We start from the raw sequence: 26,817 nt of genomic DNA on the forward strand, positions 1-26,817 counted from the left end.
GCCATTTTATGACGGCAGCAAATCAAAAACGCTATCGTAAAGCCATAAAATATAAAACAATAATCACTATATAATCTGGTCTAAATATGTCTGCTCCAAAATCCTCCCCATCTCCCAAACCCATCGCCGCCGAGCGCGTTCGCTCGGCTGATTTGCCCGTTGCTTGGATTATGATGCTCGGGCTGATCGTCGCGGTAGGGCCTTTATCCATTGATATGTATCTGCCTGCGTTACCGTCAATGGCAGACGATTTCGGTGTGTCAACCGCCTTTATGGCCAACTCAGTCCCAGCGTATTTTGTGGGTTTGGTATTTGGTCAGTTGTTTTACGGCCCCTTTAGCGATCGTGTTGGTCGAGTCAAGCCGCTGTATATGGGCATGACGCTTTATGTGATTGCTTCTGTTATCTGCGCGACCACTGACAATGAGTACGTATTATTTGTAGGACGAACGATGCAAGCATTGGGTGCTTGTGTGGGGGCAGTGGTGACCCGTGCTGCCATTCGAGATCGTCTAACAGCCAAGCAAACCGCAAAAGCTTTTTCGATTATGATTTTGGTGATGGGTCTGGCTCCTATATTAGCGCCGTCGCTTGGGGCGCTATTTCTACAGTTTTCTACTTGGCACTCTATTTTTTGGTTTTTGGCCGCTTTTGGTGCTCTCAATCTATTACTGACGAAGTTTTTCTTTTTCGAGACATTGACCGAAGAAAATCGTAACGTACGTCCAGCAAAAGAAGTGCTGAGCCAGTATTGGGACTTATTAAAAGATCCCAGCTTTAACTACCCTGCGATCGGTGGCGGGCTGTTGATGGGTGCGATGTTTGTCTATATCAGCTCAGCTTCTGAATTAATCATGGACACTTATGGCGTCTCAGCCACGCATTTTGGCTGGTTGTTTGGGATGAATGCGGCAGGGTTTGTGGGTTTGACTCAGCTGAATCAATGGTTGACCAATCGCTTTCGTATCTTGAGCATATTACGTTTCGGGGCGATGATGCAGGTGCTCTCTGCCGGCACGTTGTTTTTTGTCGGTATATTTTTGGGGACCGATGCTTGGTTGCCACTGGTGCTGGCGTGTATTTTCTTTTGTATTGCAGGCTTGGGATTGACCCAGCCAAACGCCTCGGCGATTGCGCTGGCTTTTCAAAAGCAGCGTGCGGGTATGGCAAGCGCGCTGCAAGGCTCGCTGATGTTTTCAGTGGGTATTTTTGGCGGTTTATTATTAAACTTATTCCCTCTTAATCCAGTGTTAAAAATGGGTATTGCACTTTTTGTCCTGATGAGCTTGGGTACGTTTTTAATCTGGCAGATAGATCGTAATTTAGACCTCGATGACGCAGAGTAGCGGCTGCAAGTTTTTGAGACACCCAATATTGGGTGTTTTTTTTGTCTTAATAAAAGGGTTCTGATACATGAGCGCTACGCGTGGTAATGCAGAGCCTGATGCTTTTATAAGACACGCCTTATAATGACTGAAGTGTCATGTTTAATCGTAGTTGATTGAAAATAAATAGTTTGTTGTCACCAAACAAATTTATCAGAAATATTTCATTTGGAAAAAAATTAGTGTAAATTGTAACTTTATGTTTACAATGTAAGGTTTTTTGAAACTGACAGTTACCATACAGTGATGTTAAGACAACAAGCGTTTCAACTTTAAGGACAAAACATGATGCAGTTATATAGAGTAGTACCAGTTATATTAAGCGTTGGTTTATTTGGTTGTGGTAATTCTTCTACCACAGAAAATACCAACGCAGCTGGCACACCAGTGACAAAAAATGAAGACAGTTTTGTAAGTAACTTACCGGATACTGCTCCAGTCATCAAAGTGGGTACTGAAGCCAATTATGCGCCTTATGAGTTTAAGGATGAATATGGAAATGTAACTGGATTCGATATCGAGCTAATGCAACATATTGGCGAAAATCAAGGGTTTAAAATCGAGGTTTATAACGATCCTTGGGAAGGATTATTCAATAACTTGGATAACAAAAGCCGAGATATGGTTGCGGCAGGTTTGACCTATAGTAATGAAAGAGCTAGTAAGTATCTACTTTCAAATCCCTATGCACCGCTCCCTACTAGTATTGTATATCTAGATAAATCATTAAATATCCAGTCTTTAAACGATTTAGGTAACGTCAGACTAGGTGTTTTGAGTAACTCAGAGCCTTATGAATATTTTGCTAAGGGAGAGTACAAAACTGAATCTGTAGAACAGTACCCAACCACGTTTGCAGCAGTAGAAGCCATGGCGCAAGACAAAGTTGATGCTGTAGTAGATGATTCGGGTGTACTTCGCTATACCCTAAACGACTTACCAAGCCTCCAGCCACTATACTTTGATTATGAAAGTATCAAAGCAGAGGGTGCTCGAAAAGTATTTTTGATTGATAAAAGCCACCCTGACTTACTTAAAAAAGTAAATACTGGCCTTAAAGAGCTTCAAGAAGATGGCACCTATGCCAAATTAACCACTAAATGGTTTGGTACAGATCTGACAAAGACGTCTTTACAGCAACAACAAATGTTGCAGTAGTCTTAAGTGTAATAGTGATGGAACGTATTATTTTTAAATAAATAATAAATATGAATTTATCTATATTAAAAGGAATATGCTATGACTGTATCAACTCAAAACGGTAACTCCCGTTACCGAGGTTTGATTCTGTCCATCGCTGCCTTCTTGGCATTGATTGGGGTGTTGCTCGCCTTTACGTTTTATACATCAAGTGTTCTTGAACGTAATACAACACTTGTAAATATATCTAATAAAACAGCTAATAATGCTCAAGCGATTATTAAGGACCTGTTTGACTTGCAAAGTAGTGTGGGGGAGCATATTAACTCCCCCCATCAAAAGCGTGTTAGGGAAAGGTTGGAGAGTAACACTCAAGAAATCGATCAATTGCTTATCAGTATGCGTGAGGGTTCGAAATATACCGATGCCGCAGGTACTGTTTATAATATTCCTAGTATCAAGACAGCGGGTGAGTTGGCAGCTTTAGAAGAGGCACGGGGAGAGTGGAATACTCTAAAACCACTAATTGTCAATTATTTAGAAACTGCTGGTGATATCCGGATTGATTCTTCAGATGAGCTGGCATTAGCTTATGAGCAAGCCAAAACCTCCAGTTTGCTGATCAACGACTCGCTAGATAATCTGACACGCGACGTATTTAGTAATGCAGAGCGCCAAGCCACCACCATTCGTCTAATTCAGGTGTTGGGTGTTGCGGCGATTTTTGCTTACTTTTTGATTTTCGTATTCTTCTTTGTGCGCCGCTTACGTGAGACCGATGCCGAAGCTGCTGCTGCGCGCCGCGAAACACAAGAAATCATGGAAACGGTCAATACTGGTCTATTCTTGCTAGATAAAGACTTAAAGATTGGTCAACAGCACTCTCGTGCCCTCAATGGCATCATCGGTGCTGACAATTTGGCAGGTGAGAACTTTACCAGTGTCTTACGTGGTCGTATCTCTGATAAAGACCTAAACACCACCAAGCAGTTTATCGAGCAGTTATACAACCCGCGCGTCAAAGAAAAGCTGGTGGATTCACTAAACCCTTTACATAAGGTCATGCTACACAACGCCGGTGAAAATAAAGGCGCTGATAGCCGCTTCTTGGATTTTAAATTCTCACGCGTTTATGACAAAAAAGACATCGCCCGTATTTTGGTCAACGTCAATGATGTCTCTGATGCCGTCTACCTAGAGCAGCGCTTAGAAAAAGAGCGCTCGCAAAACGACATGCAAATCGAGATGCTCACCACCATCTTAAATGTAAATCCTAAGATCATTAATGAGTTTATCGCCAACACTGATGCGCATATCAATAAGATGAACAACATCTTAAAAAATCCTGGTAGCTCACAATACGAGCTCGAAACCAAACTAAAAGCCATTTATCGCGAAATGCATAGTCTAAAAGGCGAAGCATCAGCGCTAAAACTGCACAGCTTTACCAAGATTGCCTCAGATGCCGAAGACAAGTTGCATGCCTTACAAAACCAAGGTCAGCTATCAGGTAATGACTTCTTGCCATTGGCGGTACATCTAGATGACTTACTCAGCCTATCGAACACCATTGCCACGCTAGGTGAGCGGATCAATCGCTCGGAGCCTGCCGCTAGTAAGCCCGCTACTACCTCTACCACCGCATTAAGTGATGCCGTGGCACAGCAAAGCATAGCGCTTGCTGAGAGTACCGCACCCAAAAGCCAACCAACCAGTTTATCGATTGGTAACATCAGTTTGGATGGCGGTCAAGATATCGATTTGAGTGATAATGCAGCTGAAGACCAGCTGTCTTTTTATCGTGATTTTGCCAAAGATATCGCTGCAAGACAGGGCAAGCAAGTACAGCTCAACAGCCATACATTGACCCAAGTCAATATCCCAGAGCATCTGGCCAAGCCCATCAAAGAGATTGGTATCCAGCTGCTACGAAATGCCGTGGTGCACGGTGTCGAGGCACCAAGCGTCCGTCATTCGCTCGGTAAAGAAACAGCAGGCAAGATTGATCTAGAAGTACAAGACAACGGCCAAGAGGTTATGCTCATCGTGCAGGACGACGGCCAAGGCATCGATTACGACAGCATCCGTCATAAATTGGTGGCAGAAAACCACGTCGATAATGAAGCAGCAAGTCAGCTGACGCATAGCGACTTGCTTAAGCAGCTGTTTTCTTCAGGTTTTTCTACCAAAGAAGACGCTGATGAAGACGGTGGCCGCGGCGTGGGTTTGGATATCATCAAATCACTGGTCAAGGACTACGACGGCAAGCTGAATGTAAATAGTGAACGGGGCAAAATGACAAGATTTGTCATTACACTACCAAAAGCTTAATAAGAGAGGTTAGGCATATTGTGCACCACAACAATGTGCCTCATTACAGGTAATAGGTTATGCATAAATTAATGATTGTTGATGATTCTAATATCATTAGAAACCGTATTCAGCGTGCGTATGACTCAGGTGAGTTTATGCTGGTCGCTACTGCGACCAGTGGTGTGCAGGCGCTAGAGAAGTTTAATATCCATCGTCCTGATGTGATCACCATGGATCTGACCATGCCGCAAATGGATGGTCTGGAGTGTATCGAAAAAATCATCGCCACGGATCCCGATGTCCGTATTTTAGTCGTATCTGCCTTGTCTGATAAAGCCACGGGGATTGAGGCGCTATCGCTTGGTGCCAGTGGGTTTTTGTGCAAGCCATTTTCAGAAGAAGAGCTTGTAGAGTCTTTGCACGAGCTGGTGCAAGATTAATACCATTCAACGACTTGAGTAATGTCTATATGAAAGAACAAAAGCTACAGATTTTTTTAAACATCATTAGCAATTATTTTGATCAGTTTGGTGGAGAAGAGCTCGTCGCTGACACGCCGTATTTGCTAGAAAACAAACAGCCCAAAGTACATGACTACACTGGTGTGATTGGTATCTCTGGTGGTCAAAAAGGCGTGGTGTATTTTTCGGCGACTCACAAGTTGTTGTCCTCGCTACTAGATAGCATGGGCGAGACTGATAAAAGTGATGACAATTATATTGATCTAGCAGGCGAGGTTGCCAATACCATCGCAGGCAACGCCCGTACTGAGTTTGGCTCAGAGTTTCATATCTCGGTACCGTTTGTGTTTAAAGGAGCGCCCAAAAGTATCGTCCTACCAAACGATGAGCGTTCTTTTATCATCCCGATCACTTGGCATTCGCAAGTCGGTGAGATTGTGGTCTGTTTGCAGGACTGATGATCTCGCTATTACGTTTTAATACGGATGTTCGTTATTATGATTAAAGTAGAAAAATTGGGCGTATTTTTAAGTTCGATTAATGCGTTTTTTACGCAGATTGATGGGACAGAAGTAGACATCGATACGCCTTATTTAAATAACAATAAGACAGCGGTAGGCTATGACTACAGCGGCGTTATCAAAATCTCAGGTCCGCTACAAGGCTGCGTCTATGTCAGTGCGCCAAGCGCGATGCTGCGTGCGGTGGTTCAGGCGATGGGCGAGACCGACTCCTCTATTACGATGCTGAAGGATTTGCTCGGAGAGATGGCCAACACCATCTCCGGTAACGCTCGGACGGAGTTTGGGTCAGAGTTTATTATCTCGCCGCCGCACATCGTCGAGAGCGCGCCCAACGTATCGTATCTACCCAAAGATCGGCAAAGCTATATCACGCCCTTTACCTGGCGTGGTCACAAGGCCGTCATCGGTATCTGCATCACTTAATGACAATTAACTGATCAACGACAATCAACTGACAGCGTCTCGTTTATCGCTTTGCCTCAACGAAAAGCGACAAAAAAGCGACAACAGTAAAAAGCGATACGATGGTATCGCTTTTTTGTTGATACGACGATTTGAGGTGTGAGGCTCACGAGTTGTTAAATCGCGGTTTGTCCTCATAAAGCGCTGGAGGTTGTGAGGCGTTGTATGATAAAATACGGCGCAGCTATTTCTATAATTTGCTTTATAGGAGGGGTTTGAGTTTTTTGCTAAAACCCAACATGGCTTCTTTTTTACACCAACCAATGACACACACATCATGGCAAAAAATTGCTGGGTGTTTGGCGACTTGATTAATTTGCAAGTTAGGTCAGTGCCATGATTATAGGCACGACCCACAGGTAGATGCGTGTTGCTAGATAGGCAGTTTTTGTGATGTGGAGGCATAACCCAACCAACAGGATATTTCACATGGCTACAAACAACCCAACCAAAATCGAAATGCGCGACTTACTACAAGCCGGCGCTCACTTTGGTCACCAAACACGTTTTTGGAACCCAAAAATGGGTCCTTATATCTTTGGTGCACGTAACAAAATCCATATCATCAACCTAGAGCACACCGTAAAAGCGTTCAACGAAGCGTTGACTTACGTAAACAGCCTAGCTGCCAAGAAAAACAAAGTATTGTTTGTTGGTACCAAACGTGCCGCTAGCGGTATCATCCGTGAGCAAGCCCAGCGCGCTGGCATGCCATACGTCGACCATCGCTGGTTGGGTGGTATGTTGACCAACTGGAAAACGCTACGTCAGTCGATCAGCCGTCTAAAAGAGCTTGAGAAGCAATCAGAAGACGGTACTTTTGCTAAGTTGACTAAACGTGAAGCGCTTGAGCGTACTCGCGATATGGAAAAACTTGAGCGTTCACTAGGCGGTATCAAAGACATGGGCGGCCTACCTGACGCTATCTTTGTGGTAGACGTAGATCACGAAGCGATCGCTATCAAAGAAGCCAAAAACCTTGGTATCCCAGTAATCGGTATCGTTGATACCAACTCTAGCCCAGACAACGTTGACTACATCATCCCAGCTAACGATGATGCTATCCGTGCTGTGACTCTATACGTCACGTCTATGGCTGATGCGATCATCGCTGGTAAAGAATACGCACAGACTCAAGCGGGCGGCAAAGCTGAGCAAGCACCTGCCGAAGAAGCCAATGCAGAAGAAGCAGCAACGCCAGCTGAATAATTCGCTGCATCAACAGTGTTACTTTGTAAGGATGTCTTGATAGCACCGCTAGCAGCATCCATATAAAGTCATTAATGATAAGCTCGTAGTAGGCATGATGCAGTTTTACTCGTCATGCCTTGTTGTTAAATAATAGCGCTGAAACCATGGCTATTACATAACGTGATGAAATGATGGCTGTCAAACGCCCTCAATTAACCACTGCTATTACATAAAATATATTAAATACATGCTGATGACATGATCGTCATCTATCATAAACTGGCCAAACGAGTATTATCGTTTATTCCAGTGGGTAGAGTCGCTCGATGTCATGATTTGTTTTTATTAATAAGCAGATAATACGAGCGTTTTTCTTAAGTCATCAGCAGCCTTGAGAAAAATAGACATTAAGCCCTCCTATACATAACTATACTAAGGTGACTCTTATGACAGAAGTAAAAGTATCTGCCAAAATGGTAAAAGAATTGCGCGACCGTACTGGTCTTGGCATGATGGAATGTAAAAAAGCCCTACAAGAAGCCAATGGTGATGTTGAAGTTGCCATCGATAACTTGCGTAAATCTGGTCAAGCAAAAGCGGCCAAAAAAGCAGGTAACATCGCAGCTGACGGCGCTATCATCATCGCTCAAGGCGACAACAAAGCGTTTTTGTTAGAAGTAAACTGCCAAACTGACTTTGTGGCAAAAGACGCCAACTTTACTGCTTTTGCAGAAAAAGTAGCCAACATCGCGCTAGAAAATAACGTCACAGACGTTGCTGCTATCTCTGAGCTACCATATGGCGATGGCCAAACCGTTGAAGAAGCACGCGTGGCTTTGGTACAAAAAATCGGCGAAAACATTCAGGTGCGCCGTGTAGAAACTCTAGAAGGTGCCAACCTAGCATCATATCGCCACGGTCTACGTATCGGTGTTGTGGTATCGTATGAAGGCGGCAGCGAAGAGACTGGCAAAAACCTAGCGATGCATATCGCGGCGTTCAACCCTGTAGCAGTCGACGACGAAAGCGTTGATGCTGATGTGTTGGCTCGCGAAAAAGACATCATCGAAGCCAAAGCCAAAGAGTCTGGCAAGCCTGACAACATCGTTGAAAAAATGATCGAAGGTGGCCTACGTAAGTACCTAGACGAAGTAACTCTACTACGTCAGCCATACGTCATGGACAACGACAAAAAAGTTGGCGATGTCCTAAAAGCGGAAGGCGTAAAAGTACTAAGCTTCAAACGTCTAGAAGTGGGTGAAGGTATCGAGAAAAAGCAAGAAGACTTCGCAGCTGAAGTTGCAGCAGCTCAGGCGGCTAGCAAGTAATATCCAAGTAACATCTCTGTGCACTTGCACTGATGAGGACGGTTAAGCCATTGGTTTTGCCGTCAGACACAAAAAAGCCCGTTACTCGATAACGGGCTTTTTTGTGTCTGAGCTTGACCCCTTTATGGACTTACTAGCGTAAGGCTTCGTAGGCAGATTTGATATAACTTGGGCTATTGCTATTACTGCTCGTGCCATAGCTGACATTTTGTAGTCCATTGTTTGTACTGCTCATATTGACTTGATTGCTGGCATTGATACTGGCGTCAGACAGACCGGCGTCATTTTTGTATAAGCTATGATAGCGGCTCATCACTCTTTTGACATAGTTGCGCGTCTCTTTAAAAGGCGGGATGCCGCCGTATTTATCGACATTGCCCTCGCCTGCGTTATAGCCTGCCACAGCGTGCTCGACGTTGTTATTAAAACGGCGCATCAGCCAGGCGATGTATTTGGCTGAGCCTTCGATGTTGTCGGCAGGGTTCCAAGGGTTGCCCACATTAAATCGCCGTGCGGTAGCAGGCATCAGCTGCATCAGCCCTTGAGCGCCGACTGGTGAGCGAGCATTTGGATTAAAAGCCGACTCAGTATGCATCATGGCTTTCATCAAGGCAGGATCGACGCCATGACGTGCCGCGGACGCGCGAATATAGCTGTCATAGGCGTTGCGACTGGCGCTACTACTTGCCGGACTGCTGCCATAGCCATTGCTGCTGCCGTCATATATCTTAGAGTCTTTATAATAAGTGACTTTGACTTTTTTGGTGAACTTATCAAAGTTGCCACTGGGGCTAACGTTGGTCAACAGCACCTGACCGCCTTGGTCTTTGTAGATATACATATTGCCCGCATGAGCACTCACACTCAAGCTTGAGATAGCAAGGATACTGGCAATGCCAGTGATGGCATTAAATAAAAACGGAGACAAACAGCGAGTCTTGATGGTAGTCGTATTTATCATAGAGATATCACTTTTTATCGAGTAGTCGCAAATGACTGTCGCTGATGAGTCGGCCAGCTTATAAAGGCAAGTGCTTATTTTATTTGCTGTGTTTTGTCGCCAGCTACCTAGCAACAACCCTGACGTCTTCATGTTTTGTTAAAATCATTTGCAATAGATACAAAAAATAATAGTTGTTTACTATAACATATAATAAATTTTTGACGCATAGGATTGTCAAAATAATATGCAAAAGTGAGCGTTATTTTGTAAATAATACGAAATAAATCAATAGGCTATCATTTACAGTGTACGTATATCAGTGCCAGCTCAGCTGCTGTAAGGGCTGATGGTGGTAGTAAGTGGCTATGATAAGTGAGTAGGAGCGGTGGGATAAGAGCAAGAGGATAAGAGCGGCCAATGCTTTGAGTTTGTCCTTAATTGATGAGAGGTCAGGGAGTAGTTATAACGCAACGGCACTGATGAATATCGGTACCCAAATCGCGGTGACCAGCCCATTGACTGCCAGTCCAAAGGCTGCATAGCGTCCGGCGGTATGACTGATCTGCCACGCTTCGACTGTACCAAAAGCGTGAGCGGCCAAGCCAAGTGCTAAGCCTTTGGCACGGTCATCATCGACACGGCGAAATAAAAAGCGCGCCAAAGTACCCCCAACGATACCTGAGACAATGATGATAAGGTTGGCCATCGCCAGCGGCGCTTTGATCAAATCCGCCACACTAAGACCGATAGGGGTGGTCACTGAGCGGGTGGCAAATGCCAGTATCGTCTCGTGACTGAGTGACAGCAGATAGGCGAGCGACATTGGCAGCAAAGCACCGACCACGCTTGCAATCATGACGATAAGGGTGAGTTTTTTGACAGGTAAGCCTTTAAAGTTCATGGCGGCGAGTGGCACTGCCAATAAAACCGTGACGTATCCTAAGAGATGGTCAAACACAGGCTTTGCGACGCTATAGTAGTGATTGTAGTCCCACTGCAGCACAAACAAAAACAGCAAAACCAGCGCTAAGGCCGTGATGACCATCGGTAGCCACGATAGCTTACGCGCTAAGATACGGGCAATGACGTGGGCGACCAAGGTCAATAATATCGCCGCAAGGGTTGCTGTCAATACGCTATCAAAAGTCATAAGTCTGCCTTGTTCATTCAGCTGAGCGCTGCCCTTATTGCTTGCTGGTGATGCTGCCGGTGTCGTCAGCTTGCGAGTCACTATCACTATTAGAGTTAGACTCAGAGTCTTGATTGAGCCAGCGATTGGCCAATAATGCTAACCCCCAAAGCGGTATCAAGGTGCTGATCAGCATCGTCAGCATCACACCCCACAGCTCGTCTCCTAAGGCAAATAACAATAAACCTGCACCAGCAGAAACGGGCAAAAAAGCAAAACCGCTATCAACCAATAACGTATTGCTGGCTTGAGTGAGCCAGCTAGGTAGGCCTTTTAGCAAACGCCACGCCATCAATACCACAAACATCGCCACCAAACCGACGATATTGGCCGCTTTTTCGATACCTGCCCATTGACAGACCAGCACCGCTGTTTCACGGACAAAAATAACCATCGCTAATGTTAATATCAGCGCCAGCCATAGCGGTAGGTTGGAGGAGTGAGTGGACTTCATAAGCAGTTTTGGCCAAATCGGAGATGGGTAGGCGCAGCGATAACGGTTGGCGCATGGCTATGGCAGCTGCATCCTTATAAGTACATTGTGTCGTTATGGTATTTTGTATATGGCATATCGTATAGGCGATTATATAGAGAGTCACGTAACTAATAAAGCCTATCGTCGTGACTAAATAAAAGAGAGATAAAGAGAGATAAGATAAAGAGATACACTGCATACACTCGCTAGACTGGTACAAATTTTTTTGCGTGCTGTGCTTGCGCCGACAGATGCTACGAAAAATTTATTTCAGTCTCGCTGTATCCTTTTTTTATGGACCTGACTATAGGTATAACCGCCCTAGTATCATCGCGCTATTCGGTCTTATGGTCTTATGGTCTTATGGTCTTATGGTCTTATGGTCTTATGGTCTTATGGGAGATGATATTGTGAAAACAGGTTTTAGGAAAGGTGGCTTTAAGAGAGACAGCTTTAAGAGAGGTAATAAAAAACAGACGATATCAGCGATACCGTCTGTGTGTAGGGCTTTGTCTGTAGGTATATCAAAGCGGTTTGCAAATAAAAGCTGAGCCGCCCACCGCCTGCTCTTATAAGTTATGAGTCAGGCAGGCTGCTTTTTTGAGGAGAAGACTGTGCTGTGTTTGTCTCAAACTCATCAAAGGCTTTTTCTTCGGCCGCAGTCAAGGTAGGCTCTACGTTTTCATCTGGCTTTTCAAACTCTTCAAGCGTCGGCATCAGTAGCGTCGCTTGCGCCAGTGGTAGGACATCTACAGGATCGAGATTGGCTTGTCCAAGCAGCTGTTTGAGCCGCTCGCTTGGCAAGCGAATGGTTAGGCACTCGTGACCTGTGTCATCATAGCTTTCTTCTAAGATAACGCCTAGCTCATACAAGGTGTTTTTAAATTGACCCGCACCATAAGGCAGTGTCAAATCAAAGGTGGTCAGTGCGCCAGTGAGCAGCTGCTGTACGGCAAGCGACAGCGCTTCTATTCCGAGGTTTTCTTTTGATGAGACGTAGACGCGGTTTGGCTGGCCTTCGCTGGCATAACCAATATGAGCAGGCTCGCCTGTGATATCGATTTTGTTGTACACATTGAGCACGGGCACATCGTTATCAATTTCGGCCAAGACATTTTTTACCGCTTCGATTTGCTCGTGCATGTCTTCGCTAGAGGAGTCGATGACGTGTAGTAGCAAGTCCGCCTCTAGCGTCTCTTCTAGTGTCGCGTGAAACGACTCGACCAGCTCGTGCGGCAAATGACGCACAAAACCGACAGTATCGACCAGTACCACACGTCCCACACCTTGCCAGTCGAGGCGACGTAGCGTCGGGTCTAGGGTGGCAAACAGCTGGTCGGCGGCATAGATATTTTCGTCGACCAAGCGGTTAAACAGTGTCGATTTACCAGCGTTGGTATAGCCGACTAGCGAGATGGTCGGTACGTCAGATTTTTGTCGACGGGCGCGGCCTTGTGCGCGGGTTTGCCGTACTTTTTCGAGTTTGTTTTTGAGCTGATTGACTCGCGTTTGTAGTAAGCGGCGATCGGTCTCAAGCTGGGTCTCACCCGGCCCGCGCAGACCGATACCGCCTTTTTGCCGCTCCAAATGCGTCCAGCCACGTACCAGCCGTGTCGATAAATGGTTGAGCTGCGCCAGCTCCACTTGTAGCTTGCCCTCATAAGTGCGGGCGCGCTGAGCAAAAATATCCAAAATCAGTCCGGTGCGATCCAGCACGCGGCATTTGACCACCGACTCGATATTACGCTCCTGCGAGGGCGATAAGCTGTGATTAAAAAGAACAATGTCGGCGTCGTGCTCACGCACTAGCTCTGCAATCTCTTCTGCTTTGCCGCTACCCACAAAAAACTTGGCATCAGGTTTTAAACGTGAGCCTGTCACCAATGCCAAACGATCGGCGCCTGCTGAGTCTGCCAATAGCTCAAACTCGCTAAGATCGTCAGGGTCTTGGATTTGACGAATGTCTAAATGTACGATGATGGCACGCTCGCCACCTTCATGTCTTTCAAAATAATCCAAAGAATATCACCTATTTAATAAAGTAAATAAATCGCTGCCATTTGTCTGTCAACTATCGAGGCGGCGTTCATATGACCTTTTATATGTGGTCTTATCTATTGATATTAAAGCGTAACGGCACAATTAGCGATAGATTTATGTTACACAGGTTTGTGTTTCCTAGCGCGAAGAGCGGCTGGTAAGTTAGCGCGTTTATAAGCGGCTTTATTGCGCGTTTGTATAAAACTCGGCACTGACTCAGTGAACAGGCTATCACTGAGTCGCATAACTTTGCTATACTTAGCTCGTTTTTTTGTTGATATAAACAGCAGTTATTTAATCATGAGGGCGAAGATGAGCCAAGCTAAGTCAAACTTTTCACTCAGACAACAGCTAGGACGCGGCAAGCAAATCGCTGGTATGACCACAACGATGGTCGGCGGACTGCGGGCCGCTCAGCGTCTTGGTGCCTTTAAGCAGCCGCCACGCGAAAAGCTACCCCGTTATATTCAGGCGTTTTGTCGTAAGATGGCAGGCTCTTTTGGTGTCAAAGTCATCGAGGTCGAGCCAGTACAGCAGCATCATGGCCTGTGGGTGTCCAATCATGTGTCATGGATGGATATTCCTGTCGTGGGAACGGTAAGCCCCGCGTTTTTCTTATCCAAGGCGGAGATTGGTGAGTGGCCTGTGTTTGGTAAATTAGCGCATGCTGCCGGCACGCTCTTTATTGAGCGCGGCTCCGGTGATGCAGGCTCAGTGGCCACGCAGATTGCTGAGTTTTTGACCAAAGGGTTTTCGGTTATCTTCTTCCCTGAAGCGACCACTACCGATGGCAAAAAAGTCAAGCGTATCCACGGTACCCTGCTACAAGCTGCGATAGATGCAGATGTCCCCGTGCGACCGATCCTTATCGCTTATGTCGACAAAGACGGAGCGCTCAGTGAGGCATTGCCGTATTATGGCAAGATTACCATGAAAGAGAGCCTAAAAAAGGTGCTAGATAGTAAAGACGTGATGGCTTATGTGTTGCCATTAGAGCCGATAGACCCTAAAGGCTATAGCAAAAGCGAGCTGACCGACTTGCTGCAAAGAAAAATGCAAGAAGGGTTGGCCGATCTGCATGCGCGGGTACTGAGTGTGCCGCCTAGTCAATAATCAGCTGAGCTGTACAGTCAAATGAAAAGTCGCTGAATAAAAAAGGCGCCAATCGCAGCAATACTTACCGCGATTGGCGCTTTTTTTAGTGCTTTGTCAGTGACACATTGGGCGCCGCTTATTAAGGTGACGGATTGGGCTGGCGCGTGTGCACTGCTTCAATGGCATCCAAGACATCGTCAGTGAGCGTCAGATCAATGCTATCGATATTGGATTTTAACTGCGTAAGTGTGGTCGCGCCAATGATGTTGCTGGTGACAAATGGGCGTGAATTGACAAAGGCCAGCGCCATCTGCGCCATATCCAAGCCAGCATCGGCCGCTATGTTGGCATACTCAGCGGTGGCGGCAATGGCCTGCTCATTGATATAACGGCTAAAGCGATCATACATGGTCAGGCGCGCGCCAGCTGGGCGTTTGCCGTCCAAGTACTTACCTGATAGTACGCCAAACCCAAGCGGCGAGTAGGCAAGCAAGCCGACGTTTTCACGATGGGCAATCTCCGCCATACTGACCTCATAGAGACGGTTGAGGAGGCTATACGGGTTTTGCACCGTCAGCGGCGCGATTAGACCGTTTTTGTCCGCTTCCCACAGATAGCGCATCAGTCCCCATGCGGTATCATTCGACAGCCCATAAGCACGAATACGGCCTTTTTTAATCTCATTATTCAGTGCTTGGATGGTCTCCAAAAATGGCGTTAAGTCTTCTAAAGACTGTGCTGCCATATCGGCATCATAACCGCGCTGCCCAAAGAAGTTGGCTTGTCGCTCAGGCCAATGTAGCTGATAAATATCGATATAATCGGTTTGTAGACGCTCAAGGTTGCTATCGATAGCGCTGCTGATTTGCTCAGCATTAAAGCGCGTTTTACCGTCACGCAAAAAGCTCATGGGTGACATTTTACTGGCCAAAATGACCTTGTCGCGCTGCTGGGTTTTGGCAAACCAAGTACCGATATAACGCTCGGTATCGCCTTGCTTGTCTTTATCTGGTGGTGATGGATACATCTCTGCTGTATCCCAAAAGTTGACGCCTTCGCTCAGTGCCATATCCATCTGGGCGTGTGCCTCAGCCTCGGTGTTTTGCTGCGCCCATGTCATGGTGCCCAGACAGATTTTAGAAACCTGTTCATCGAGTTGCGGCAACGTTGTATATTGCATGTCAGTCTCCTTGTGGACTTTGATTTTAGGGTTGAGCATTGAGTATTGAGCGTTGTCAGGGCATTACATGATTTGGATGCCAGTCACCCCAGGCGGGGTTACTTTAAAGACTTTGACCTTAAACAATACCGACTGGCCGGCCAGAGGATGGTTAAAGTCGACCTCAATCTCATCCTCATTAATCGCACTAATAATACCGGGCAAGGTGTTTTTGCCTTTATCCTCAAACTCAACCATCATGCCGACTTCTGGATGATCGGCGATAAGAGCAAACTGCGGACGGCTAAAGTGCTGGACGTTGTCAGGGTTCCATTCACCAAATGCCTGCTCTGGCTCAAGATGGGCTGTGCGCGTGTCGCCTGCGCGTAGATTCATAAGTACCTGCTCAAACCCTGGCAACAAGCTTTCATCGCCGACCGTCAGCGTCACTGGTGCCTCACGGCCAAAGGTCGAGTCAATCACCGTGCCGTTTTCTAATGAAACTTCAAAGTGTAGGCTAACAAGGCTACCAAAGGTGATGCGCGTGTCTTCGTTGGGGTTAATAAATTGTGATTCAGTCATAATCAAAAGCCAGTTGTCATAAATATAATAGAGAAATGATAAGTCATTTTGCTGGGTGTGTAAGCGCAAATAGTGTAACGCAAATGGTGTAATATATCTGCCATATCTATAAATAGGGCAGGATTATGGCAAGTCAAGCACCCAGCAAACAACAGGGACACGTGCATAAATGGCAAGACGACAAAGGCTTTGGTTTTATCGAAACGTCAAGCGGGGCGTCGCTGTTTTTTCACATTAGTGAGTTTAGAGCGCAGCGCCGTCCTGAGGTTGGTGAAGCGGTGGTCTTTGATATCGGACAAGATAGCCAAGGTCGCCTGCAAGCCAGACAAGTCCAAGAACTGAGCTTTGTCCAACAAAAAATGGCAGAAAAAAACCGCCAAATTCGTCAGCGTAATCGCAAACGTAATGCCCAAGCAGAATTTGCAGCAGGGCAAAAGCAACGCTTGTTCCTTGGTATTGGTTTTTATGGGGTTGTAATTTTATTGGCGGTAACTCAAAAGCTCAGCTGGCTGGTGGTTGCATGGTACGCTGTGCTAGGCGTCATCACTTATCTCACCTATGCCAAAGACAAAGCCGCTGCCCAAAATGGCGATTGGCGCACGCCTGAGTCCACACTGCATCTGCTAAGCGCGCTGGGCGGCTGGGTCGGCGCATTAGTGGCACAGACGTATTTGCGCCACAAATCACAAAAGCCTGAGTTTCGTATCGTTTATTATTTAACGGTTGTTATCAACTTAGCAGGGTTACTCTTTGTCATCATGGGCGGCGGCTTAGAGACGTTGACAGATGTATTATCAGGGTTTCTGTAAATAAAACTAAAATATTAGGCACAAATAAAACATGATATTTCCACGGGATTTGAAACACATCAAGTCAAATTATCAATGTAAACTAGGGCGTGTTTTTATTTCGAAAATGGTGATAAAAATGAGATAAATTGCGGTCAAACAAGGAAAATAGCGCCGTTAATATCGGGATATAAACCCGCTATTTGACGATGTTTGGCAAAATTTGGCCATTTTTAGCTCATTTAGATAACTATCGAGTGAATTGAAGACACGCCCTAAGGAAGTTGCAGAAAACTTAATAGAATTTAATGCGTTGCGTCTTGTTACAATAAGTCAAAAATTTAGAATAGAAACGTAGAGTTTAGGGTAAACAAAAAAGGTGGGTTACGACTGCGTAACCCACCTTTTTGATTTATAAATTAAACTGGTCTATCTAACTACACGCAATCATGACAGCGGCATTTCACGCTTTTTTTCCAAAAATAGCATGTCGATGACGATGAGCACGACGCCGATACAGATAGCAATATCGGCAATATTAAAAATCGGATAATGCCACACATCAGCATAATGCACATGAATAAAGTCAATCACATGGCCATGTAGTAAGCGATCAATCAGGTTGCCAATGGCACCGCCAAGCACCAGCGCCAGGCCTGTCGATAGCAGCTTGGCTTGCCGCGGCGCTTTGATTAGATAGCCGATCAAAAACAGCGACATCACCAGCGCCAGTCCCGCAAAAAACCACTTTTGCCAGCCGCCTGCATCGGCCAAAAAGCTAAAAGCGGCACCATAGTTGTAAGCCAGTGTCCAGTTGAGAAACGGCTCTAACACTGGCACAGGCTCAAGAAAATTGAGCGTGGTCTCAGCCAGCCATTTGCTCCACTGGTCGATGATGATCACCACCAGCGATAACGCATACCACATAAAGGCGCGACTGCCATTGGCGACCATCTTAGGGGTCTTAGTTAGGCGACCTCTAGGCGTCGATGAACTGCCAGTGGTTGCATGTGCCGGCTTGGGGGAGCCGTCGGCCTCAACCTGCGGCGACTTGTGAGGTGAGTCTGACGGGTTAGGCGCAGAATTAGGCATAGTGGCGCACCTCGCCTGTACCGCTCACGTTGGTCACGCAGCGCGCGCATAGCTCAGGATGGGTGCTATCCACGCCGATGTCATCACGGATATGCCAGCAGCGTACGCACTTGGTGCCTGTGGCTGCACTCACTTTGACCTGCAAGTCGCTTGACTCATCAGCATGGCTCTCTGCTGGTACTGAGCCAGAATCTGCGCTCTGAGCAGGGGCTTCACTCATCGGCTGCAGGGTTGCGCTACTGGTAATCAAGACAAAACGTAGCTCTTCGCCAAGCTTGGCCAAGCTCTCTTGCATCGCGCCGCTGGCATACAGATCGACGCCCGCTGATAAGTTGGCATTGATGATTTTTTCGCCACGCGCTGTTTCGATATGTTTGTTGACGATGTCTTTGGCCTGCATGATGCGTTGCCAGTCGTCGCTTGTGATGGCGCTTAGCTCAAACGCTGGGAAGGTGTACCATTCTTGGGTAAACACATAACCTGCGTCTTGTCCGCTTTTGCCTTCTAGTACTTCCCACGCTTCTTGGGCCGTAAAGGACAAGATAGGTGTGATCCAGCGAATCAGCGCATGAGCGATATGATAAATCGCCGTCTGGGCAGAGCGGCGCGGCTGTCCATCGGTCTGAGTGGTGTACTGGCGATCTTTGATGATATCTAAATAAAAGCTGCCCAAGTCTTGTGAGCAAAACGCGGTGACGTGCTGGGTGACTTGGTGAAAGTCCATCGCATCATAAGCGCTAATGATTTGTGCTTGCACGGTTTGCGCGCGCTCAATGATGAATTTATCAAGGCTGACCAGCTTATCCATCGCCACGCTGTTGGTCGCTGGATCAAAGTCATCAGTATTGGCAAGCAAAAAGCGCAAGGTGTTACGGATACGGCGATACATGTCGATCGCGCCCTTAAACACGGTTTTACCCGCGCTCATCTCATAACGATAATCACTCGAGGCAATCCATAAGCGCAGCATGTCCGCGCCCGTTTTATTGATCTCGTCTTGCGGGGTGATGATGTTGCCAAGCGACTTACTCATCTTGCGGCCGTTTTCATCTACCACAAAACCATGAGTCAATACTTGCTTAAATGGTGGACGCTCGTACATCGCCTCTGAGGTCAGCAAGGAAGTCTGGAACCAGCCGCGATGCTGATCTGAGCCTTCTAAATACATATCCGCTGGATTGGTCAGCTCATCACGTTGATCCAGTACAGCAAAATGCGTGGTCCCTGAGTCAAACCATACGTCTAGCGTGTCGGTCGCTTTGTCATAGTCAGCAGCCTCATCACCCAAAAAGTCCTCACAGCTGGCATCAAACCATGCTTCCACGCCGCCATCAGCGATTTTTTGTGCTGCAGCTTCCATCAGCTCCAGTGTATTTGGATGTAGCTCGCCTGTTTCTTTATGCGTAAAGAAAGTAATTGGCACGCCCCAAGTACGCTGGCGTGAGATACACCAGTCAGGACGGTCAGTCATCATCGCCTCGATGCGGTTTTGTCCCCAAGCTGGCGTCCATTTGACCGTTGGAATATCAGCAAGCGCTCGCTCGCGTAAGCCTTTAGCTTCCATATTGATAAACCACTGCGGGGTGGCGCGGAAGATAATCGGCGACTTGTGACGCCAGCAATGCGGGTAGCTGTGCTCGATTTTGGTATGGCTGACGAGGTGGCCGTTTTCGTGCAAGGTGGCGATGATTTTTGGGTTGGCTTTATAGATATGCTCTCCGGCAAATACCGCGGCGCTGTCTAAATACACACCCGTACCGCCCACAGGGTTTTCTACAGGTAGGTTGTATTTTAGACCGACGATATAATCGTCAAGACCATGACCTGGCGCGGTATGGACGAGGCCTGTACCGCTATCGGTGGTGACGTGATCGCCTAGGATAAGCGGCACTTGACGCCCTTCAATCAGTGGGTGCTGGGCGTGCAGACCTTCAAGCTTGCGTCCTGATACGGTCGCCAAGATACCTTTGTGGTCAAGCTTTAGCTCGGTCAGTGCAGTTTCGACCAAGTCTGTCGCCAATAAAAAATGACCTTTGTCCGTTGCTACCACGCTATAGTCGTGCTCAGGATGCACAGCAATGGCTTGGTTGGCAGGCAGCGTCCATGGCGTCGTCGTCCAAATGATGGCAGCAATGCCATCGCCGATGCCATTTAGCGATTCTACCTTGTCGGTATCCACTATATCAAAGCTGACGTAGATGGCGTCAGAGACTTTGTCTTGGTATTCTACTTCGGCTTCGGCGAGGGCAGAGCTACAGTCCAAGCACCAGTTCACAGGCTTCATGCCGCGGGTTACGTGACCATTGTCATAGATTTTCGCAAGTGCACGGACGATATTGGCTTCCTGCGCAAAGTTCATGGTGAGATAGGGGTTGTCCCAATCACCAAACACGCCCAGACGTTTAAAGTCGGCTTTTTGTAGCTCAATCTGGGTGCTGGCATACTCGCGGCACAGACCACGAAACTCAGTGGCCGAGACTTTTTGACCGACTTTGCCGACCTTGGCTTCGACTTTTTGTTCGATAGGTAGGCCATGACAATCCCAACCAGGAACATAAGGTGCATCAAACCCCGACAGCGTTTTTGACTTAACGATGATGTCTTTTAAAACTTTATTGACCGCATGACCTAAGTGAATCTGACCGTTGGCATAAGGAGGGCCATCATGCAAAATATACTTTGGCGCACCTGTGCGCGCCTTACGAATTTTGCCATAGACATCATCGGCTTCCCACGCCGCTAGCCAGTCAGGCTCGCGTTTGGCGAGGTTTGCACGCATGGCAAACGGGGTGTCGGCGAGGTTTAATGTATCTTTATAATCGTGGCTTGGGGTGTCGGTGCTTTTGTCAGTCATAGAAGGTATCTTATAAAATGATGGTTAGAAGTGGGAAAAAGAGCCGAATACATGCTGATCTAAAATAGCGTGCGGATGTTACGTGAACGCTACGCTTACTGTGTCACTATTAATACTGGTATTTGGTTGCGGCGCTAGTTAGTAATATAGCGGCTTCCAACTACAATCACCTTATGTCGTCACAAACAGATAAAAGCGTCTGCCTACATCATAAATACTAATGAGATGATTGCAATACCATATACTGATATCAAAATAATAAGAAAAGTGGCGATAATAATGACAGCTATTATATGACAAAACCAGTGGGGTAAAAAGAGCTGGCCGGTATCGTCCTGTTTTTAGCCAAAACCAATAGTTTATACCGTCAAACCAAGACTAAAAAAGAACAAGGCTAAAAAACAAGAACTAAAAAACTGATGACAGCCATAAGCGTAATTTTAGTGACCACAATGGCTGAATGCCCGTTAGACCTTGCGCCATCTCACCCTCTTTTAAGATGACATAAGAGGGCGTTACTTGTCCTTGCCAGTCAGCAAATATCTCGCCTTCTTGATCATTGATGGTGGTAAAGCGGTAGTTGTGTTCGCTCAGGTAGCTATGCAGCGTTTGATCAGAGCCTGATTGGATCGCAATGGTCACCACCGGGTAGTCATTGGCCGCCGCGAGCGTGTCTATGGTCGGCGAGGTCACACGGCAAACTGGGCACCACGTTCCCCAAAAGTACACTAGCGCGGGCCTATCGTTACTGAGCGCTGCCAAGTCAATGCTTTGTCCTTGATAATCGGTGAGCTGCAATTGCGGGTTGGCAGGCATGACTGGCTGCCGCCACCAATTAACCGCGGTATAAATGACGGCAAACATCAAGCCATATATCAGTATCGTCTTGATAAGCGACAGCGCTTTTTGCTGTGGCGTTTTTTTAGGCTTTGCCGCTGTGGTATCAATATCAGTTGTCATAAGGGCTACTTTTCTATGCTTGTCATGGTATCAAAAAGTGTCTGGTCGCTGTTTGTTATCGCGTGTGCTAGGCTGTGCCCTCATTTTTATCACCATTTTTAAAATGAGGACATGCCCTAGATAAAAATAAACGGCTGAATGCTCAGCCGTATGATTCCTAAATGCTTTAAAATACTAATGCTTTAGAGCACTTTCAAAATATCGTCCATCGCTATTGCTGTATCGATTTTATGTCGGAGTGACGATAAGCGCTTAAGGTTTTTGTGCGCGGTCTTGTAGTGGGTCACCGGTCAGCACGCTGCCTGAGTTTTCTCGGCGCTCGCTTGTGCTGAGCTTGCTGGCTGGTACTTTCGACTTTTTCTTCCATTTTAGGCTAAACAAGTCATCGCGGCGGTCAAGCAAGTTATGTACCGAGCCTTCGTTACGGACGTGGATCAGCTTGTCCAAATCTAAGTCAGAGAAAAAAACCATCTCAGTGTTTGCGGTGGTTTCTGCCATAATTGCGTCATGAGGGAAGGCAAAATCTGATGGCGAAAAGATAGACGACTGGGCGTACTGAATATCTAAACTCTCAACCTGTGGCAAGTTGCCAACAGAGCCGCAAATCATCACGTAGCATTCGTTTTCGATGGCGCGCGCCTGCGCACAGTGGCGTACGCGCAGGTAGCCGTTTTGGGTGTCCGTCCAAAATGGAACAAACAAAATATCCATGTCATCTAGAGCCATCAAACGGGCAAGCTCTGGGAACTCGATATCATAACAAACCAAGATGCCGATACGTCCAGCATCCGTATCAAAGACTTTGACCTCGTCACCGCCTTCGATGACCCACGCACTGCGCTCATGCGGGGTGATATGGATTTTGCGCTGCTCTTCTACTGTCCCGTCACGGCGACACAAGTAGCTGACATTATATAGGGTGTCTTCTTCATCCAGTAAGGGCATCGAGCCTGTGATGACGTTGACGTTGTAACTGACTGCCAAATGTGAGATCTCATTTTTAAACCACTCCGTATAGCCGGCCAAAAATCGAATAGCGACGTTTTGGTCGGTGGCCTCACAAAGCCCCATAAGCGGCGCATTAAAAAACTCAGGCAGGCAAGCAAAGTCAGAGTTGTAGTCGGCCATGATATCGACAAAAAACTCCACTTGCTGTAGCAGCTCTTCAGGCGAGTCAACCTCACGCATCTGCCACTGAATACCGCCGATACGCACCTCTGACTTGCGGGTGCTGGGCTTGTATTCTTGTGGTTCATAATAGATATTGGCCCACTCAAGTAGCGTAGCAAAGCCCTTGGACTGGGCATCATCTGGTAGGTACGCGGTCAAAATACGCTTGACGATAAAGCCATTGGACAGCTGAAATGACAGCGCAGAGTCGTGAATCTCACGAGACTCGACAGCATCGATATACTCGCCAGGGGTCAGGTCTTGGTGGTTGTGATAATTGGGAATACGGCCACCGGCCAAAATCGCGCGAAAGTTAAGCTGACGGCATAGCTCTTTGCGCGCATCATACAGCCGGCGTCCGAGGCGATACCCGCGATAGTCAGGGTCGATCAGTGCGTCCAAACCATAAATCGCATCGCCTTTTGGATTGTCTTTGATGATCTCTTTGTGACCGATCAAATCGTCATAGGTATGCGGGTTAGAAAACTTGGCATAGTCAACGCGCATCGACAGCACGATGCCGATCAGCTGATCGTGGTCAAACAGCGCAATCTGTCCTTCAGGAAAGGCGTCTATGAGCGTATGAATGGTGTTTTTTGACCACGCGCCGCCTAGGTTGACGTAGACGCGATCCATCAAGGCTTTTAACTGAGGGTAGTCTTTTTTCTTAATCTCGGCAATCGTCAAATGAAAGTCGTCTGTTTTTTCAATCTTGCTCATAAGGTTCCTATCTGCTGTTTTTATAAAAAATTTTCGTGTAACAAAGGCAATAAAAATATTCCCATTAGAGAATATTGTCGTTACAATGATTTATTGTCATATTTACAATGGGTTAGAGTGATATAGTCCATCTGATATACATCAGATACAACGCTTTATTGAGCGACTAATAGCCATGTATCTGATTTATTTGGATGCGATTATACTCTCTCATCTGCCCTGCTGAATTTGCCAGTAGTGTTGTAGATATCGCGGTGCGTTTTTATCGTCATAAAGACTATATTGCTGGCTATGATAGCAAGTCACATGGGCAATGACAGTCTAACGTGGTAACTATTTGCTACGTTTTTGTGAGCCGGCTTTGATGTCAGTCATGTGCATTCATCTATTGTTATCATTCAGGCAGCGTCTTGTTTGGCTTATTTGCTTCGGTTATCGGCACAAGTGCCCCTTTAGGATTTTTATTATGCCCCTCACTCATACCACTGCATTTAGCCAACTAGAGAACATCGCAGATGATGCGTTGGTACAGTTGGTGTATGTCAGTAGTCTGACGCTGCGCTCGCGCTTAAGCGCCTCGATATTTGATGAAGTAGAAGGCCATGCGCAAGATTTTAATGAGCAGCATGGTATCACCGGTACGCTCTGTTATGGCAACGGCCATTTTTTGCAATGTATTGAAGGCGAGAAGGCCGAAGTGGCGGCGCTGACGCAGCGTATCTTTGCCGATCATCGCCACAAACATGTCGAGGTGCTGCTGTTACGGCAGGTAAGTGGCCGCCGCTTTGCTGACTGGCGCATGCGTTTGCTTTTTTTGGAGCGCTGGCTTTGGTCGCCTGCCACCAAGCAGCAAGCAGCGCAATTGTCACCGTATCTGCCATTTGCGCCGCACGGCTGGTCGCCTGAGCGTACCGAGCAGTTTTTACAACTTATCAAAACCTTTGATAGCCCGCCCCATATCAAAGCCGCTGGTATTACTTATAATGCGCTGGGCAATATGGTGCGTCATATCGCCGCCCCGCATCAAGCGTTTTTAGTGGTGCAAGGGTTTTTAAGTGTGCTATTAATCGTTGGTTTGGTGCTGTTATATTTATAAGCGGTGCTATTGTGCTAAAAGATAATAGAAAAATGACGCTAAACTCTGAGGTTTAGCGTCATTTTTTATGGTTATAGATGGGCTGTTTTTATAAAAAACCTCTTACACATCAAACACCTTACCACGATTCATAATACTATTGGGGTCAAACACCTTCTTAATCTCACGTAAATACGCAATCTCAGTCTCACTGCGGCTATAGTGTAGATACGGTTTTTTCGTCATACCCACCCCGTGCTCTGCAGACACCGAGCCGCCGTATTTTTGTACCGTCTCAAACACGTATTTATTGACAATTTGACACTCACTAAAGAAATCATCTTTGCTCATGTTTTCAGGTTTTAGAATATTGAGATGCAAATTGCCATCGCCGATATGACCAAACCAGCACACCTCAAAGTCTGGATAGTTGCTGGCGACGATATGATCAATCTCAGCGATAAACTCTGGCACATAGCTGATGAGTACTGACACATCGTTCTTATAAGGGGTAAAGACTGAGATGGTCTCAGAGATATACTCACGCAGCTTCCACAGCTCTGCCGCTTGCGCAAGACTTTGGCTCATGACGCCATCGACGACCCAGCCTTCAATCATACAATGCTCAAAGATGGCCATGGCTTTATCCATGATAGGCTCATAGGGCGCTTCAAACTCAAGTAAGGTATAAAACTTGGTGCGAGATTCAAAAGGCTCTTGTACTTGACCATGGGCCATGAGTTTATCGATAGCGACGTCATCAAAGAATTCAAAGGCGGTCAGATCAATCTGCGCTTGAAAGGCGGATAACACATTCATGACATCATTAAAGCTGTCCATACCTAGTACCATGACGTTTAAGTCTTGCGGCTGACGCTCAAGCTTGATTTGGGCATGGGTGACAAAACCTAGGGTGCCTTCACTACCGATAAACAGCTGACGCAAGTCATAGCCGGTGGCGTTTTTTATCATGCCGCGGTTGAGCTGCAAGATATCCCCTTTACCAGTGACGACGGTGAGCCCCATGATCCATTGACGGGTCATGCCATAGCGGATGACCTTGATGCCGCCGGCGTTGGTGCCGATGTTGCCGCCGATTTGACTGGAGCCTGCTGAGGCAAAGTCGACAGGGTAGTATAGGTCTTTTGACTCTGCGAACTGTTGCAGCTGTTCGGTGATGACGCCGGCTTCAATCTCGACCATACGATCGGCAGGATAAAAGGTGCCGATTTGGTTCATTTTGTCCATGCTGACGACGATTTCGCCATTGGCGGCAACGGCACCTGCCGACAGACCGGTACGGCCACCACTGGGGGTGAGGACGATGTTGTGCTCATTGGCAAGCAGGACGATGGCTTGTACTTGTTCGGTGGTCTTTGGAAAGACGATGGCAGAGGCGGCTGGGGCGAAGTGTTTGGTCCAGTCTTTGCCCCAATATTCAAGGCTTTCTGGGTCGGTTTTGATTTGGGTTGGGTCAAACTGATGGCTTGTAAGCAAACAGTCTAAAAGGCTTTGGACGGCGGCGGTACTAGGGTTAGACGGGCTTTGGCTAGATAAAGAAGTCATGGTCAACTCTCGGTATAAACGGTAAGTACTATGCATAAAGGGGATTATTATATCGCTAAATGGATATAACGCGGCAGTTATAAGTATGCTTATATAAGGGGAGGTCGCCCTCAAAAAAAACAGTTCAACCCAGTTTGGCAGCGTGTCGCTACCAGAGTTTACTATAGCATAAATAGTTTTCAGGCTAGATAATCAATAATTCATCTAATCTGCTAACATCGAGACGGAATTTTGTGTAAGATATCTGGACTGTTTTCGTTTCACCCATCATAGATTATCGAGCAGATAATCTTATAAGACAATCA

23 protein-coding genes are annotated in these 26,817 nt (G+C 46.7%); 12 read left to right on the plus strand and 11 right to left on the minus strand.

Annotated elements, in window-relative coordinates; translation table 11 throughout:
- Positions 1-86 precede the first annotated feature (86 nt).
- The 8 genes from BTV99_RS08930 (at position 87) to tsf (ending at position 8,804) form a co-directional block, all read left to right on the plus strand.
- On the plus strand, positions 87-1,346 hold the full coding sequence (locus tag BTV99_RS08930; RefSeq protein ID WP_075102023.1) for a multidrug effflux MFS transporter: 1,260 nt from the start codon (positions 87-89) through the stop codon (positions 1,344-1,346).
- A gap of 324 nt (positions 1,347-1,670) precedes the next feature.
- Positions 1,671-2,543, plus strand: coding sequence for an ABC transporter substrate-binding protein (locus tag BTV99_RS08935; protein ID WP_075102024.1), 873 nt, complete (start codon positions 1,671-1,673; stop codon positions 2,541-2,543).
- An 81-nt stretch (positions 2,544-2,624) separates the two neighbouring features.
- The gene (locus BTV99_RS08940) at positions 2,625-4,856 is read left to right on the plus strand and encodes an ATP-binding protein (RefSeq protein WP_075102025.1); all 2,232 of its coding nucleotides are present in this window, start codon (positions 2,625-2,627) and stop codon (positions 4,854-4,856) included.
- A 59-nt stretch (positions 4,857-4,915) separates the two neighbouring features.
- Positions 4,916-5,278 (plus strand): response regulator, encoded by a 363-nt coding sequence (locus BTV99_RS08945; protein WP_075102026.1) that lies wholly within the window; start codon positions 4,916-4,918, stop codon positions 5,276-5,278.
- Positions 5,279-5,307: 29 nt separating this feature from the next.
- Complete coding sequence (locus BTV99_RS08950) at positions 5,308-5,757, plus strand: chemotaxis protein CheX (protein WP_075102027.1); 450 nt, start codon at positions 5,308-5,310, stop codon at positions 5,755-5,757.
- 39 nt (positions 5,758-5,796) lie between these two features.
- Positions 5,797-6,246, plus strand: a complete 450-nt coding sequence (locus tag BTV99_RS08955) for a chemotaxis protein CheX (RefSeq protein WP_083608603.1) — start codon at positions 5,797-5,799, stop codon at positions 6,244-6,246.
- A 468-nt stretch (positions 6,247-6,714) separates the two neighbouring features.
- On the plus strand, positions 6,715-7,494 hold the full coding sequence (gene rpsB / locus BTV99_RS08965; protein ID WP_075102029.1) for a 30S ribosomal protein S2: 780 nt from the start codon (positions 6,715-6,717) through the stop codon (positions 7,492-7,494).
- Between the two features lie 428 nt (positions 7,495-7,922).
- A complete protein-coding gene (tsf, locus tag BTV99_RS08970) occupies positions 7,923-8,804 on the plus strand; it encodes a translation elongation factor Ts (protein WP_075102030.1) in 882 nt (293 codons plus the stop codon).
- 133 nt (positions 8,805-8,937) lie between these two features.
- Here tsf and BTV99_RS08975 read toward each other — a convergent pair whose 3' ends face one another.
- The 4 genes from BTV99_RS08975 to hflX form a co-directional block, all read right to left on the minus strand.
- Positions 8,938-9,765 carry a lytic transglycosylase domain-containing protein gene (locus tag BTV99_RS08975; RefSeq protein ID WP_075102067.1) on the minus strand — a complete coding sequence of 276 codons (828 nt, stop codon included), beginning with the start codon at positions 9,763-9,765 and terminating at the stop codon, positions 8,938-8,940.
- 442 nt (positions 9,766-10,207) lie between these two features.
- Positions 10,208-10,897 (minus strand): LrgB family protein, encoded by a 690-nt coding sequence (locus BTV99_RS08980; RefSeq protein ID WP_075102031.1) that lies wholly within the window; start codon positions 10,895-10,897, stop codon positions 10,208-10,210.
- 34 nt (positions 10,898-10,931) lie between these two features.
- Positions 10,932-11,390: a CidA/LrgA family protein gene (locus BTV99_RS08985; protein WP_075102032.1), complete on the minus strand. Its 459-nt coding sequence runs from the start codon at positions 11,388-11,390 to the stop codon at positions 10,932-10,934.
- A gap of 597 nt (positions 11,391-11,987) precedes the next feature.
- On the minus strand, positions 11,988-13,430 hold the full coding sequence (gene hflX / locus BTV99_RS08990) for a ribosome rescue GTPase HflX (RefSeq protein WP_075102033.1): 1,443 nt from the start codon (positions 13,428-13,430) through the stop codon (positions 11,988-11,990).
- Positions 13,431-13,763: 333 nt separating this feature from the next.
- Between hflX and BTV99_RS08995 the strand changes: the two genes are divergently transcribed.
- Entirely contained in the window at positions 13,764-14,564 is an 801-nt protein-coding gene (locus BTV99_RS08995; RefSeq protein WP_075102034.1) for a 1-acyl-sn-glycerol-3-phosphate acyltransferase, read from the plus strand.
- Positions 14,565-14,685: 121 nt separating this feature from the next.
- Here the strand turns inward: BTV99_RS08995 and BTV99_RS09000 are convergent, their stop codons facing one another.
- Complete coding sequence (locus BTV99_RS09000; RefSeq protein WP_075102035.1) at positions 14,686-15,726, minus strand: aldo/keto reductase; 1,041 nt, start codon at positions 15,724-15,726, stop codon at positions 14,686-14,688.
- Positions 15,727-15,789: 63 nt separating this feature from the next.
- The gene (gene fkpB / locus BTV99_RS09005) at positions 15,790-16,287 is read right to left on the minus strand and encodes an FKBP-type peptidyl-prolyl cis-trans isomerase (protein ID WP_075102068.1); all 498 of its coding nucleotides are present in this window, start codon (positions 16,285-16,287) and stop codon (positions 15,790-15,792) included.
- A 125-nt stretch (positions 16,288-16,412) separates the two neighbouring features.
- On the opposite strand from fkpB, the gene BTV99_RS09010 reads away from it, so the two are divergent.
- Positions 16,413-17,096 carry a DUF1294 domain-containing protein gene (locus BTV99_RS09010; protein WP_075102036.1) on the plus strand — a complete coding sequence of 228 codons (684 nt, stop codon included), beginning with the start codon at positions 16,413-16,415 and terminating at the stop codon, positions 17,094-17,096.
- A gap of 426 nt (positions 17,097-17,522) precedes the next feature.
- On the opposite strand, the gene lspA is transcribed toward BTV99_RS09010, so the two are convergent.
- The 4 genes from lspA to BTV99_RS09030 all read right to left on the minus strand — a co-directional run bounded on the left by lspA (position 17,523) and on the right by BTV99_RS09030 (position 23,871).
- Positions 17,523-18,167 (minus strand): signal peptidase II, encoded by a 645-nt coding sequence (gene lspA / locus BTV99_RS09015; RefSeq protein ID WP_075102037.1) that lies wholly within the window; start codon positions 18,165-18,167, stop codon positions 17,523-17,525.
- A complete protein-coding gene (ileS, locus tag BTV99_RS09020) occupies positions 18,160-21,021 on the minus strand; it encodes an isoleucine--tRNA ligase (RefSeq protein ID WP_075102038.1) in 2,862 nt (953 codons plus the stop codon). Before ileS ends, lspA begins: the two co-directional genes overlap by 8 nt.
- Before the next feature lie 408 nt (positions 21,022-21,429).
- Entirely contained in the window at positions 21,430-21,981 is a 552-nt protein-coding gene (locus BTV99_RS09025) for a protein disulfide oxidoreductase (protein ID WP_075102039.1), read from the minus strand.
- Between the two features lie 252 nt (positions 21,982-22,233).
- Entirely contained in the window at positions 22,234-23,871 is a 1,638-nt protein-coding gene (locus BTV99_RS09030; RefSeq protein WP_075102040.1) for a carbon-nitrogen hydrolase family protein, read from the minus strand.
- Positions 23,872-24,065: 194 nt separating this feature from the next.
- On the opposite strand from BTV99_RS09030, the gene BTV99_RS13780 reads away from it, so the two are divergent.
- Both BTV99_RS13780 and BTV99_RS09035 read left to right on the plus strand, forming a co-directional pair.
- Entirely contained in the window at positions 24,066-24,188 is a 123-nt protein-coding gene (locus BTV99_RS13780; protein WP_256713765.1) for a hypothetical protein, read from the plus strand.
- Between the two features lie 149 nt (positions 24,189-24,337).
- Positions 24,338-24,967 (plus strand): BLUF domain-containing protein, encoded by a 630-nt coding sequence (locus tag BTV99_RS09035; protein WP_256713766.1) that lies wholly within the window; start codon positions 24,338-24,340, stop codon positions 24,965-24,967.
- 102 nt (positions 24,968-25,069) lie between these two features.
- On the opposite strand, the gene BTV99_RS09040 is transcribed toward BTV99_RS09035, so the two are convergent.
- On the minus strand, positions 25,070-26,512 hold the full coding sequence (locus BTV99_RS09040) for an FAD-binding oxidoreductase (protein ID WP_075102041.1): 1,443 nt from the start codon (positions 26,510-26,512) through the stop codon (positions 25,070-25,072).
- Positions 26,513-26,817 lie beyond the last annotated feature (305 nt).

The sequence above is a fragment of the Psychrobacter sp. Rd 27.2 genome, from assembly GCF_001921755.1.
Classification (GTDB): Bacteria; Pseudomonadota; Gammaproteobacteria; order Pseudomonadales; family Moraxellaceae; genus Psychrobacter; species Psychrobacter celer.